Annotated in this window: 8 protein-coding genes; 6 read left to right on the top strand and 2 right to left on the bottom strand. The window is 50.6% G+C overall.

The features are described from left to right. Positions 1-18: 18 nt before the first annotated feature. Positions 19-2,895 carry an excinuclease ABC subunit UvrA gene (uvrA, locus tag PBOR_RS31905; protein ID WP_042217989.1) on the top strand — a complete coding sequence of 959 codons (2,877 nt, stop codon included), beginning with the start codon at positions 19-21 and terminating at the stop codon, positions 2,893-2,895. A 64-nt stretch (positions 2,896-2,959) separates the two neighbouring features. On the opposite strand, the gene PBOR_RS31900 is transcribed toward uvrA, so the two are convergent. Further along, positions 2,960-3,199: a DUF3977 family protein gene (locus PBOR_RS31900; RefSeq protein WP_042217988.1), complete on the bottom strand. Its 240-nt coding sequence runs from the start codon at positions 3,197-3,199 to the stop codon at positions 2,960-2,962. A 430-nt stretch (positions 3,200-3,629) separates the two neighbouring features. Here PBOR_RS31900 and PBOR_RS31895 point away from each other — a divergent pair, with 430 nt between their 5' ends. The 5 genes from PBOR_RS31895 to galU all read left to right on the top strand — a co-directional run bounded on the left by PBOR_RS31895 (position 3,630) and on the right by galU (position 11,062). Further along, positions 3,630-3,839 carry a DUF2759 family protein gene (locus PBOR_RS31895; protein ID WP_042217986.1) on the top strand — a complete coding sequence of 70 codons (210 nt, stop codon included), beginning with the start codon at positions 3,630-3,632 and terminating at the stop codon, positions 3,837-3,839. Between the two features lie 164 nt (positions 3,840-4,003). Next, on the top strand, positions 4,004-5,149 hold the full coding sequence (locus tag PBOR_RS31890; RefSeq protein WP_081972267.1) for a S1C family serine protease: 1,146 nt from the start codon (positions 4,004-4,006) through the stop codon (positions 5,147-5,149). 64 nt (positions 5,150-5,213) lie between these two features. Further along, positions 5,214-7,106: a stalk domain-containing protein gene (locus tag PBOR_RS31885; protein WP_052429727.1), complete on the top strand. Its 1,893-nt coding sequence runs from the start codon at positions 5,214-5,216 to the stop codon at positions 7,104-7,106. Positions 7,107-7,407: 301 nt separating this feature from the next. Then, a complete protein-coding gene (locus tag PBOR_RS31875) occupies positions 7,408-9,927 on the top strand; it encodes a U32 family peptidase (protein WP_042217980.1) in 2,520 nt (839 codons plus the stop codon). A gap of 247 nt (positions 9,928-10,174) precedes the next feature. After that, on the top strand, positions 10,175-11,062 hold the full coding sequence (gene galU / locus PBOR_RS31870; protein ID WP_042217979.1) for a UTP--glucose-1-phosphate uridylyltransferase GalU: 888 nt from the start codon (positions 10,175-10,177) through the stop codon (positions 11,060-11,062). Positions 11,063-11,191: 129 nt separating this feature from the next. Here the strand turns inward: galU and PBOR_RS31865 are convergent, their stop codons facing one another. Next, entirely contained in the window at positions 11,192-13,933 is a 2,742-nt protein-coding gene (locus PBOR_RS31865) for an O-antigen ligase family protein (protein ID WP_042217977.1), read from the bottom strand. Between the last annotated feature and the right edge of the window lie 399 nt (positions 13,934-14,332).

Below are 14,332 nucleotides of genomic sequence, written 5' to 3'. Positions count from 1 at the left end.
TATAAAGGAGAGGTACCGTTGGCGAACGAAAGCATAATAATCAAGGGCGCAAGGGCCCATAATCTCAAGAACATCGACGTAACGATTCCGCGTGACCGCTTCGTCGTGCTGACGGGACTGAGCGGCTCGGGTAAATCATCTTTGGCATTCGATACCATATATGCCGAGGGCCAGCGCCGTTATGTTGAATCGCTGTCTGCGTATGCCCGCCAGTTCCTGGGCCAGATGGAGAAGCCGGATGTGGATTCCATTGACGGGCTATCCCCGGCGATATCAATTGACCAGAAGACCACAAGCCGTAACCCGCGTTCGACTGTAGGTACGGTTACAGAAATTTATGACTATCTGCGGCTGCTCTTTGCCCGGGTCGGACATCCCCATTGTCCGGATCATGGCATAGAGATTACTTCCCAGACGGTCGAGCAGATGGTCGACCGGATTATGCAATATCCGGAGAAGACCCGTCTGCAGATTCTGGCACCGGTAATTTCCGGCCGTAAGGGTGAACATAAGGGCTTGTTCACGGATATCTCCAAGCAAGGTTTCGTCCGTGTGCGTGTTGACGGTGAGCTGCGCGAAGTTACGGAAGATATTGTACTGGAGAAGAATAAGAAGCATACGATCGAAGTTGTTGTCGACCGGATTGTCATTAAGGATGATATAGAAACCCGTCTTACCGATTCGTTAGAGACCGCACTGAAGCTGTCAGGCGGTCAGATTCTGGTCGATGTGATGGGCCAGGAAGAGCTTTTATTCAGCGCAAGCTTTGCCTGCCCGGTTTGCGGATTCAGTATAGAAGAACTTGCTCCGCGCATGTTCTCGTTCAACAGCCCGTTTGGGGCCTGCACGGAATGTGACGGGCTTGGTGTGAAGATGGTGGTCGATCCGGATCTGCTGATACCGGATGCGGAGAAGTCGATCGAAGAAGGTGCTTTCTTGGCCTGGACAGGCAGTACGTCGAACTATTATCCGCAGTTCCTGAAATCGGTGTGTGAGCATTTCAAAATTCCGCAGAATGTGCCGGTCAGCAGCCTGTCGCCGGAGCATATGACCAAGCTGCTGCACGGAACGGGCAGTGAGAAGATCCGCTTCCGCTATGAGAACGACTTCGGCCAGCGTAAGGATGCACTCGTTGCTTTTGAAGGGATCATCCCAAATCTGGAGCGCCGCTACCGCGATACGGCCTCCGAAGGCATCCGCGAGTTTATCGAAGGCTTCATGAGCGCTAAGCCATGCCATGTGTGCAAAGGCAAAAGACTGAAGAAAGAGATTCTGGCCGTGACGATTAATCAGCAGAATGTTGCCGATGTTACGGATCTTTCGATTGGAGATTGTCTAGACTTCTTCGAGAATCTCAAGCTCAGTGAGAAAGAAACAGCCATTGCCAATCTGATTCTTAAGGAAATCAGCAGCCGCTTAGGGTTCCTCGTGAATGTAGGGCTGAACTATCTGACGCTCAGCCGCGCAGCAGGCTCGTTATCCGGCGGTGAGGCGCAGCGGATCAGGCTGGCTACACAGATTGGCTCCAGTCTGATGGGTGTCCTGTATATTCTGGATGAGCCGAGCATTGGGCTTCATCAGCGGGATAATGACCGGCTGATTGCCACGCTGGCTCATATGCGCGATCTGGGCAATACGCTGATCGTCGTTGAGCATGATGAGGATACCATGATGGCTGCCGACTATATTATCGATATTGGTCCCGGTGCCGGAATACATGGCGGACAAGTGATTGCTCAAGGTACACCACAGGAGATCATGAACGATCCGAACTCTCTGACCGGCGAATACTTAAGCGGACGCAAATTCATCCCTGTCACTACTAAACGCCGTCCTACCGATAATGAACGTTGGATCGAGATCCGCGGTGCCAAAGAGAATAACCTGAAGAATGTGAATGTGAAGATTCCGCTTGGTGTCTTTACAGCGGTAACCGGAGTATCCGGTTCCGGTAAATCCTCGCTCATTAACGAGATTCTCTACAAGAGCCTGGCACGCCAGCTCAACAAGGCCGTCAAGGTCCGTCCCGGCCTGCATAAAGAAATCCGCGGTCTGGAGAATCTGGATAAAGTAATCGAGATTGACCAGTCACCAATCGGGCGTACACCACGTTCCAATCCGGCCACGTATACAGGCGTGTTCGATGATATCCGCGACCTGTTCTCCAAGACCAATGAGGCCAAGGTACGCGGCTTCCAGAAGGGACGCTTCAGCTTCAATGTGAAGGGCGGCCGCTGTGAGGCTTGCCGTGGAGACGGAATTATCAAGATTGAGATGCACTTCCTGCCGGATGTGTATGTGCCCTGTGAAGTCTGCAAAGGCAAACGGTATAACCGCGAAACGCTGGAAGTGAAATATAAAGGCAAAAGCATCTCCGATGTACTGGAGATGACCGTCGAGGATGCAACGGAATTCTTCAAGAATATTCCCCGTATCCACCGTAAAATGCAGACACTGCTTGATGTGGGTCTGGGTTACATTAACATTGGCCAGCCGGGGACAACCTTGTCCGGTGGTGAAGCGCAGCGCGTGAAGCTGGCTTCCGAGCTGTACCGCCGCAGTACCGGCAAGACGCTGTACATTCTGGATGAGCCGACAACCGGCCTGCATGTGGATGACATCGGCCGTTTGCTTGAGGTACTGCACCGTCTGGTGGATTCCGGCGAATCGGTGCTGGTCATTGAGCATAACCTCGATGTGATCAAGACAGCCGACTACATTATTGATATGGGTCCGGAAGGCGGCAGCGGCGGCGGTACTGTACTTGCGACAGGAACGCCGGAGAAGCTGATTACTGTTGAGGAATCCTACACCGGCCGGTATCTGAAGCCAGTCCTCATCCGCGACACAGAGCGTACTGAGGCGCTTGAACTTCAGACCTCTGACACGGTGTAACCGGAGGAAGCTCCAATCTTAAATAACCCATGCCCACCTCAAGGTGGGCATGGGTTATTTTTTACTACAACTCACTACGGATGCCGAGGATGATTTTGAATTGACTGCGCGTTTTTGAATTTCGTTTGAAGCCGTCCTGTGAATCCAGGATCCATACCGTTCTTCGGATCCAGAGTCTGAGATACAGGGAACGGAATTTAATTGGACCAATAATTCCCGGTGCTTCGGTCTCCGTACCATCAGGCTTCTCAGTCTCCGTTCGTACAAACCATGTGTTTCCTATTCCGAATTCGATGTATTTCAAGCCGGCGGCACCTCCAGTTCTGCATGACTGATCGTAACATCACCGTCCGGAATTTTACAATGAGAGTTGTAGCGTACGGCTTCATGTTCGCAGCCGCAAATTAAGCAGGCCACGGACAAGTGGAGCAGGCATAACTACAGCATGTCCGCAGTAAGATTCAAAGAGAGGGTTTTGCGTTGAATGATTAGCAGAGGTTGTTTAAGGGTTGCAGTGAGAACCGGTTCTTTGAAAACCACAAACACAATCACTCCAGATGGTCAATGACGAATATCTCTGGATCGGAGCGCATTTCCGCCTTCAGAAATATTTTTTATGACAAATACATAATTTTTAGACAATTTCTATTGCGTCACTGAAATGGTAGCGATAACATAGAAGGTGATATGGATTAGATGAACTTGCTTGACAACACTTTCAGGGAGGGATTGCCATGCTGCTTGCAGAAGCTGCCGCGCAAGAACCGTCTACATTTCATACCTTCGATGTATTTATGATTCTATTCACGATCCTGATTTTTATCGGTGTGGTCCGGCTATTGAAAGCTCCGCAGAAGAACAAATTTGCAATCGGCTTCGGGGTGGTGAGCCTGCTGGTTTTTGCAGTCTCTGATTATGCAATGGTTATGAATTGGTTCAGCTAAGCTCAGGCACAACTAACTTCAGAAGCAAGGTCTTCCAAAGACACCTTTACCCGCCACCCGGCGACCCTAAAGGCGTCTTTTTTTACAAAATATAATTCATGTGCTATGAGCAATGGAAATCGTGTTGTACAAGAATCAGCTGTGCAGGAGAAAGGGGGAAGGCGATGAACGGGAGAAAGAATGCAGTTGCCCGGAGCGGTGTTGTGCTGTTGTGCGGATTGCTATTGTCGGGATTCACAGGCAGCCCGCTGTCTGCACTTAGTGCGGTGTACGGAGGGGCAGGTTCTGTAACGGCTGGAGAAGTAGGCGGAGTCAAACCCGTTAACAAGGAGCAAATGGCTAAGCCCGCAGTTGATCCGGTACCGCAAATCATCCGCGCTGTGTCACCATCGGTTGTGGGCATTATCGGGAAAGCCAGTGGTGAGCCTGGAGGCCCGGATGACCGCTACAATCTGACACACGGCTCCGGGATTATCGTCAAAGCGGACGGGTGGATCATTACCAATGCCCACGTCATGACAGGGTTGCAGAATGCAGTAGTGGTTACCTCAGACGGTACAAGCTATAACATCACAGATACATATATGGATGAGTTGAGTGACCTCGCTCTAATCAAGATTAAGGCTAAATCCCTGAAGCCGGCAAAGTTCGCCACCAGCTCAGCAGGCATACAAGTTGGAGAGAAGGTCATAGCGATCGGCACACCTATTTCGTTCTCCCTCAGAAATTCGGCTACAGTGGGAGTGATCAGCGGTCTCAACCGTTCGGTGGATGCGGCTTACCGGCTGATTCAGAGCGATACTGCGATCAACCCCGGTAACAGCGGAGGTCCGCTGGTCAGCATGAAGGGTGAGATTCTCGGGGTCAACAGCTTGAAATATGCGGCAGTAGGCGTGGAAAATATGGGCTTCTCCATTCCGGCCGATACGGTGCAGTATATTATGAATCAGCTGCTCAAATACGGTGAAGTCCGCCGCCCGAGTCTCGGAGTTGAACTGGAGGAGAGCTGGCCCGTGATTGTGGGGCTGCCTACGCAGGAGCCTTTAACGGTTACGAAGGTAGTCACTACAGAAGCGCGTAAGGCGGGGATTGCCGAGGGAGATGTGCTGTATGCGATAGACGGCCACCGGGTCACGTCGCTTGTGGATATTAACGAATGGTTCAAGCAATACAAGCCGGGTGCAGTGGTCAAGCTGCTCATGCAAAGTGACGGCGATATCGTCGCCAGAAGCCTGGTCCTTGGCCAAGGTGATCCTCTGGTGAATGCGGAAGAGGCGGAGGTGGATGACGATGCTCAGGCGGAAGAGTAGAAGGCTTTCAGGAACAGGGATGCGGCGATTAGGGTTAAAATATATACCCCGCGGACTGTCTGTCATGCTGGTATTTCTATTGCTGCTGGCCATATTTCCGGCCGGGGATGCTTATGCGGCGGAAGGTGCATTACTTAAGCTAAGCCTGAAAGTGGGCAGTACCTCCGCAACGGTTAACGGGGAGCCGATAGCGATTCAGAAGCCGTTTACGGAGAGCGGGGCGGTCATGGTACCGCTGGGGATTTTCAAAAAAGCATTCGGCAGCACCGTCTCCCTGGAAGGAAGCGATGTGGTGAAGGTCATGTACGGCCCGCACACCGGAGCAATGACGATAGGAAGCACTACTGCCTGGAAGGATGGCGTCAAAATAAAGCTTGCTGCGCCGCCGCGTATGGTTTCCGGTGTGCTGATGGTGCCCCTGCGGTTCGTGACCGGAGTGCTCGGCGCGCGGGTTACTGCGGCAGATGGCGGAGGCTTGCTGGTTACACTTACTCCTTCGGAGAAGGAGGCGGCAGCCGAACCGGAGAGCGGCATCGACAGTGATGTCGGCAAAACCCGGATCGGCAACAGTTATTTTGAGTGGAGCATGAACTACCCGCCCGGACTTGTTGTGGGTGACAGCGGGGACAATGAGAGTGTAGCGACTTTTATGAGTGCAGAAAATGATTATTATCTGGAGGTCCATGCTTCGGCGCTTGAGGTGCCGCTGGATCCGGAAGGGCTGCTGGAGAATCTGGTGCGATCGTCGGAGGAAGGCGGGGAGACTGTGCTGGACCGGAAGGTTGTACCTGGAGCCAAGGTTCCTTACGCCCGGATAGTCAGCAAGGATTCCAGCGGAGCGCTATGGGAGGGCAGACAATATTATGCCGGCGGCAGGCTGTATGAGGTCTATCTGACGGATGATAACGCGGTGAACTATAAAGACCTGGATCAATATGCGGTGTTGCTGGACTCTTTTCAAACTTCATATAATTCTTCCGACAAAAGCATTCGCGATCTCTCCACAGTCACCAACGGACTGCGCGAAGGATACAACGAAGATTATGGCATCTCGCTGCTGGTGCCGGCAGACTGGAGTGTGGATGACCAGCATTTATATTATGAGAGCAAGCAGGGTAGCTATCTGCGTGTAAAAGTGAGCTCCGCACCTGCGGGCTCGACGCTCGAGAGCTGGAGCCGGGAACTGGAGGCGCAGCTGCGTGACACCTATGTAACCGAAGCTTATACTCTGAAGGACAGCATAGCAGGCAAAGTCTCCGGTGAGCCGGTATTGATCAATGAAATGGGACTCAATCCAGGCAACGGCTGGAGTACGGAATATCAGATTTTGCTGCTGAAGAACGGCTACCGCTACTATTTTGAATACCGGACAGAGTCAGGACAGGACAGCGACAAGGCGCGGTTCACGGATGTGCTAAACTCGATAGATATTGATTTCACCCAGATCAAGGAGAACTTTGGCCGTCTGGAAACCGATGATTACGCGCTGCTTAGCACCAAATCAGTCACTAAGCGCTCCAAGGCTTACGGCTACAGCATTGATATTCCGCGTCTGTGGACGCCGTATCAGGATATATTTGAGAGTCAGACCGTGGAATACCGCTTCACCGGCGGACGGTTCCAGATTTATGCCAGTCCGGATGTTACCATGGAATATGCCGTCAGCCAACTGCAGAGCTATTACCAGAACACCAAAAAAGACCCGAAAGGGCCGCAGGTGAAAAGCGTGGAGGAAACCACCTTTGCGGGAGTGCCTGCCACGATCCTCACTGTACAACAAACCAAGAACAGCATCCCGGTGAGCACGCGAAACATCATTTTCAGCAAAAATGATGTGGTGTTCACGATCACGGTCACGCTAAATGATGCGAATGCAACGGCCAGCCAGCAGGCGGTGCTGGAGAGGGTGTTGGGGTCGTTTGGGTGGGGGAATCCTCATAGTTTATTCTTAGCGTAAAAGTAGCTCGTACGAAGAACGTCTCGGTTGCCGGTAGGCAGCGGGGCGTTTTTTTCTGTAAGGGAAAGAGCTTGAGGATAGTGTAGAATCATGGAAAAGATATGATTTATTACAGCCGGACGGTATTTCGTGCACTGGAGAATTGCGATGTAAAAGAAAAAAAGCAGCATGGATGCTTCTGTCCTCCTATTATTCATATAATTCTTGCCATTTCGATGGCGCAGAGGTGTGATATTTGATACAATTAATAAGTTAAAAAGCTGTAAATGACCCGCCGAACAGGCGGCTTGGGAGGATATAAATGAAAGAGCAAGGATTACGCAGAGAAGACGTGGAGCTGCTGGCTCCGGCGGGAGACTGGGACTGCATGCGTGCAGCAGTGGCGAACGGGGCGGATGCTGTCTTTTTTGGCGTAGAGAAATTCAATGCACGGGCCAGAGCCAACAACTTCCGTATGGACGAGCTGCCGGAGATTATGGCATTTCTGCACAGCTATGGAGTGAAGGGGTTTCTGACCTTTAATATACTGGTGTTTGAGAATGAGCTGCCGGATGCAAAAGAACTGATCGATGCCTGCGTAGATGCCGGTGTGGATGCGGTTATAGTACAGGATTTGGGTCTGGTCCAAATGATTCGTGAGATCTCACCGGACTTCCCGATTCACGGCTCTACGCAAATGACGATCACTTCACCGGAAGCGGTGGAATTCACGAAGCCTTGGGGGCTGGAGCGTGTAGTCCTTGGCCGTGAAAATAATCTGAAGCAGATCCGCACGATTGGCGAACAAGCCCGCCTGCCGATGGAAGTCTTCGTGCATGGTGCGCTTTGTGTATCCTACTCCGGACAGTGTCTGACTTCCGAAATGTGGGGCGGACGCTCTGCGAACCGCGGAGAATGCGCTCAGGCCTGCCGCCTGCCGTATGACCTGATGGTAGATGGAGAAGTGAAACCGATGGGTGATGTAACCTATCTGCTGTCCCCGAAAGATCTTGCTGCTATTGATCTGATGCCTGAACTGATTGAAGCAGGAGTGACCTCTTTCAAAATTGAAGGCCGGCTCAAGACTCCGGAATACGTAGCAAATGTGGTCAGCAAATACCGTAAGGCGATTGATAAGTATTTTGACGGCAACTGGACACCTACCTCGAAGGAGGACATGCGTGAACTGCAGCAGAGCTTCTCGCGCGGCTTCACCCATGGTTTCCTGGACGGAACTAATAATAAAAAATTAGTCGATGGCACCTTCCCGAAAAGCCGGGGTGTGTACATGGGAACGGTTGAGCAGATTCTGCGCGATGGCGTGGTCTGCCGTATTCATGCCCCGCTTAAGCGCGGAGACGGAATTGTGTTCGATGCCGGAGATCCGACCAAGAAGGAAGAAGGCGGCCGCGTCTATGATCTGCGCCGTAAAGGGGTCAAGCTGGAGGGCGAAGCCGGAGAAGGCTGGATCATCGACATCGTGCCTGGCCGTAATGACGTGGATCTGCGCCGTCTGCATGTGGGTGACCGCATCTGGAAGACGAATGATCCGGCACTCGACAAGGCGCTGCGGCAGTCTTACGAGACCGAGAAGCCGTACCGGGTCTTCCCGGTTCATGTGAGAGTGCAAGGCTGCGCCGGTGGGAAGCTGACGACTTGGTGGACGGACATTCAGAAGAAGGTAACCGTCCGTGTGGATTCGGAGCTCGCGCTGGAGACAGCGCAGAAGCGTCCGATGGATACCGCGCTGCTGGAAGAACAATTCGGCCGCCTGGGCGGAACCGTATTCCAGCTTGAAGCGCTGGAGTCGCATCTGCAAGGCGACGTGATTGTGCCCATGCGCGAGCTGAACAGCATCCGCCGCCAGGCGGTGGAGCTGCTTGCAGGCGAGCGCCCGAAGCCTCCCGTGTATGTGAAACGGGAGGTAGAGGTCTACGGCGGCGCCTCCCGCAGGGGCGCCGCAGAGGCGCGCGGTGAAGCGGAGCTCACCGCGCTGTGCCGCAGCCTGCCGCAGGTGCAGGCTGCGCTCGAAGCCAGCGTGACGAGCATTTACGCCGATTTCGAGTTCATCAAGCAGTTCCCGGCGGCAGTAGACGCTGTGCGGGCTGTAGGGGCCAGCATCACGCTGGCTACACCGCGCATCCATATGCCGAACGAGAACGGCTACCATGCCAACATCCTGCGGCTGCAGCCGGATGCTGTGCTGGTGCGCAATACCGGCGCGCTGTATTATTACCTGCGCCACCGGATGGAGCATCCGGATGCTGTGCATCCCCGGCTGATCGGCGATTTCTCGCTGAATATCGCCAACCACAGAGCAGTTGATCTGTTCCTGAATGCCGGCTGTGATGTGGTGACACCGTCGTATGACCTGAACATCCAGCAGATGGTTGATCTGCTCGGACACAGCGACACCTCGCGGATGGAGGTTGTTATTCACCAGCATCTGCCGATGTTCCACACTGAGCACTGCGTATACTGCACCTTCATGAGTGAAGGTACTGACTACACGAACTGTGGCCGTCCTTGCGAGGAGCAGCGTGCTTCGCTGCAGGACCGGATCGGCATGTCCCATCCTGTCCGTGTAGACGAAGGCTGCCGCAACACTGTCTATAACGCCGTTGAACAGTCAGGCGCTGAATACCTGAATCACTTCCGTGAGCTTGGCGTATCTTCTTTCCGAATAGAGTTCTTGGAGGAAACACCGGAGCAGGTAGCTGAGGTCATTAGCCTTTACAGTCGCGCTTTGCGTGGTGAAATCTCCGGAACGCAGGTTTGGAAGAGCCTGAAGGCCACCAACCAGCTTGGGGTAACACGCGGGCAGTTAGTTAATGCGAAGTAAGAAGTAATAACTGTATACAGGCCAGCTTATTCCGAAGTCTCAATTTATAATCTTCGGAACAGGCTGGCCTCTTTTTTGACTATCAATTGAAAGCGTCCCTTCTAACAAAAAAACTGAATCCCAGATGCACACTATGCAACACAATCACCCTGCCAATATTCTGCTATAACTGCTATAATTGAATCAAATATGCCATTTTTCTATAAGAAATTAGTGGTGAAAACAAGAAGCCAGAAGGAGCTATGTCATGAAGATCCGTAAAGCCATTATTCCCGCGGCTGGTCTGGGTACCCGCTTTCTGCCCGCGACCAAAGCGATGCCCAAAGAAATGCTGCCGATTGTAGACAAACCGACGATCCAATATATTGTTGAAGAAGCGGTTGCTTCCGGGATTGAAGATATCATCATTGTGACCGGGAAAGGCAAGCGTGCCATTGAAGACCACTTTGACAATTCGTTTGAATTGGAGTTCAACCTGGCTGAGAAACAGAAGTGGGAGCTACTGGAATCGGTACGTAAATCCTCGGAAATGGCCGATATCCACTACATCCGTCAAAAAGAACCCCGTGGCCTGGGCCATGCCATCTGGTGCGCACGTAAATTCATCGGCAATGAACCTTTCGCCGTTCTGCTTGGGGATGATATTGTAGAGTCGGACAAGCCTTGTCTCAAGCAGATGATTGATGTGTACGATCAGTACAAATCCTCTATTGTGGGAGTTCAGCAGGTGCCATGGGAAGAGGTTTCCCGGTATGGACTGGTGGATGGAACTGAATTAGCAGAACGTGTATACAAGGCCAACCGGCTAGTCGAAAAGCCGAAGAGAGAAGATGCTCCATCGAATCTCGCTATTCTGGGACGCTATATCCTGACTCCGCGTATCTTCGATATGCTTGGTGAGCAGCAGGTGGGGGTAGGTGGAGAGATTCAGCTTACGGATGCTATCTCCCGCTTGAGCGAAGTAGAGCGGATTATTGCGTATGATTTCGAAGGCAAACGTCATGATGTGGGCGAGAAAATGGGCTTCATTCAGACGAGCATCCATTATGCGCTTCAGCATGAGGAGCTTAAAGAAGGGCTGTTGCAGTATCTTAAAGAGGTTATAGAAAATGAAGAAAAGCTGTACAGCAGGTAGCAGGTTGAATCATTATTAACTACAATCTTGAGTGGAATATCATCATTTAATCATAAAAAAGCGGTCCACTGTATCCAGACAGTGGACCGCTTTTCTCTATGCGTTCTTAGGGTGTATCCTTTGAACGTTTTAGTATTGTGTATTCACAATGACGTCAATCTCTGCAGCCTCTGCAGGATCAGCGGCAATGAGCTTATCATAGACTGTCTGGTCTTGCGCGGTCTCTGATTTCTTCAGTGCAGCTAAATACCAGCGGGCTGCTTCGCGGTTGGCTGCATCACTGTAATCATCGCTCAAGGCAAGCTTTAAAGTGGCTGCGGCTGCCTGCACCTGACCTGCCATATACTGGAGTTTTCCTGCATTCAAGTTGATTGACGAAGGAAGAGGCTGGCCTTGCAGATCAGATGCCACTTGATTGTAGGCATCCAGTCCAATGTTGAGATGAATGATTTTGTTAGCCTCATCCTGCTGAGCGAAGGATTGTTGTGCCAGTTCGAAGGCACGGGCAATCAGAGAGCTATACCAGTTAGTGTCCCATAGTGTTGTGCTACTGACGATATCTGCATAGTTGTCTGCAAAACCGAGCTTCAACGTAGCAGCAGCTTGCTCAGCTTGGCCTGACAGCATTTGCAGCTTGCCGGCATTCAATGCAATTGTTGGCGTGATTGAGAACGGACGGCCCTGCAGCTGTTCAGGCGGCAAAGTCTTCAGGTGCTCTACACCGTCAACCACATGCTGGTATGCTTCAAGACCGGCAGTCAGGTACTCCTGTTTCTTAGCTTCGTCTTTTTGCACATTGGCAGCAGCTGCAAAAGCCTGTGCCCGGCTAATCAATGCCTCATACCAATCGATGTCCCAATTGAATTTATCTGCGTTGTCGCGGTAGACATTGAAGCCCAGGTCACTTTGTCCTTTGAGATCGTAGTAACTGATCAATTGTTTCAGTAGATCTTTATTGTAAGGCTCATCCTTGAGTGCACGGCTCAGAACATCATAAGCTTCAGCCAGATACTGCTCATCTTGTGTTTGTTTAAAGACCGTCAGGTCAAGGGATGCAAGATAGATTGCCGATTCCGGGTGGAAAGGACGACTCTGCAGTGCTTCGACCAGCGGAGTCTTAATCTCTTCGTATGATTGACTCACGCTAACTAGATTTTTACCTTTGAGTGCAGCATTGCTGGACCCGATGTAGCTGATGGACAGGAAGAGCAGGAACACAGAGCCGATGGCCAGCACAGCAAAGTACCCGAAGCGTAGTCCAGCCTTGTTCCAGCTCTGGCGCAGAGGCTTGTTGTCCATAACCGCTCCCATACCAGCCAAACCGATGAACACCAGAATCCCCATGAACGCATAACTCATGTTAAAGTCCAGCAGACTGTGAACAAGAATGGATAAAGCGATAATGTAGAAGAAGAATCCATTGTTGAACTCGTCCTTGTCCCGTTTCAGGTAAGCGCGGATGTATTTGTAGAAAATATAACCGATAAAGCCCATAAACACGATAAATCCGACGATTCCAACCTCAATCAAATACTGAAGGAAGAAATTGTGAACCTGACGGCTTACATAAGGGTTGTTCTGATAATGCTCATATAAGGAAGCCCAGCCTCCGCCGCCGGATCCGATTATCGGATAATCCTTAACAACCTTCATAGCATCCTTATAAAAAGTGATGCGCTCCAGTACACTATGCTGTTTAAAGTTAATGTTCTCCAGCCGTGTTTCGATATTATCAGGTAATATACTACGTACGCTTGTCCCGATAAGCAGGAAAGCAACAATAGCTACAAGAACGATTGAACCGAGTGGAATCCACAGCCCTGTTAATTTACGTGTTTCCCAGCTTCCCAGCTTCTCTTGCAACCGCGGAGAAGCAAATCGCTGAACCGCCCAGCCAAGAACTGCAACAACCGCTGAGGCCACAAGCAGGTACGCCCAGGCCTTTAACGCGGCTGACGAAGTGAAGGTGGTATTCAACTCTGTTCCAAGCGTAGTCAGCGGGCTGGTAACCAGCAGAGCAGCGATACCAGAAATGGCAAGATGAATAATCCACAGAATCTGCTGAGCAGGCTTCAGGAACAACAGAAGAAGAATAAACACAACAGGCAGCATTACGAGTCCGCCACGGGATAGGGTCAGCAGCAGAGATACAATAATCGGTACAAGCATGAAACTGTGAGTCAATGTGCCGTACCATTTTTTAGAGCGGACGAGTGCAAACACAGCAACAAACAAGAAAGCCATCAGGAACGCAGCGTAAGTGTTGGCATACTGGAAAATGGAAGTCAGACGCAGCCCGTTAGAGTCTGTCATTACCGCATCCAAATATTTACCACCGCGTACGGTATTAGAGAACCAGCCAACAAGTCCTCCGGCGAATTTCCAGCTTCCAAGCCAGTTCAACAGACCGAAGCCTACAATGAAATACGCAATCGCCAGAATGGCATTCTGAATGACAACATTTAGTTGCTTTTGCTGGAGCAGATATAACGCTATAATGAATATTGCGACATACATGCTCTGTATAAACAGCAGGTTCATCGCCATATAATGCGAAACAGCGCCAATAAGCGACAACGCGTACGTAGCGGGAAGCAGCAGCGAGGCCACAGCCAGCAAGTCACGCTGTCCTTCCAGCTTGAACTTTGTGAAGTATAAGCCTATCCATACCAGCAGCAAGAGGCTGCTCAGCAGTGAAGACACATAAATCGGCTTCTCGAAGTCGATCTGCTGCCCATTAAACAATCCCACTTGAAACGGGGTCCAAACCAAAAACACAATGAAACCAATACCCAAAGCCCATATGTAACTGGATATCTTTTCAACATTTCTCGACTGTACAGCATTTTTACCGTATACTGGTTTCGACACGTTATGATCTCCTTTTCCTGTAGGTACGAGGATATTTTAACATATGATTATATTCAGAGTCAGTATATATTCGTTTTGAAATTAAAGACATATACTTCTGATGACGTTAAAGAGAGGGATCATATGAAATGTTGCTGTATTAGATGGTAATTTTAGTTCTTCTTTTACCTTGTTAAAAAGTTCAGATTAATTATTGATAGAATAATAAATGACTCTCATTGATTTTTTTGATAATAATGTTATCTGAGTTATTGATTTGAAAGCCTATTTACGATTATCAACGGATTAAATCGGAATTATTCATAACACTAAATTATGCCGTGCACTCTTGGTGTTTTTTGAGTAAAGGGCTACGAGCTTGTTAATATGTATCTGAGATAGTGACTTAGAAGGAGAATT

This window comes from Paenibacillus borealis (genome assembly GCF_000758665.1).
GTDB lineage: Bacteria > Bacillota > Bacilli > Paenibacillales > Paenibacillaceae > Paenibacillus_AQ > Paenibacillus_AQ borealis.
This window is presented reverse-complemented; position numbering and strand designations above follow the sequence as displayed.

Bases quoted from the DNA above. Each gene is read 5' to 3' on its own strand.
- galU (WP_042217979.1), top strand. From the start codon at position 10,175: ATGAAGATCCGTAAAGCCATTATTCCCGCGGCTGGTCTGGGTACCCGC.
- PBOR_RS31885 (WP_052429727.1), top strand. From the start codon at position 5,214: ATGCTGGTATTTCTATTGCTGCTGGCCATATTTCCGGCCGGGGATGCT.
- PBOR_RS31895 (WP_042217986.1), top strand. From the start codon at position 3,630: ATGCTGCTTGCAGAAGCTGCCGCGCAAGAACCGTCTACATTTCATACC.
- PBOR_RS31890 (WP_081972267.1), top strand. From the start codon at position 4,004: ATGAACGGGAGAAAGAATGCAGTTGCCCGGAGCGGTGTTGTGCTGTTG.
- PBOR_RS31875 (WP_042217980.1), top strand. From the start codon at position 7,408: ATGAAAGAGCAAGGATTACGCAGAGAAGACGTGGAGCTGCTGGCTCCG.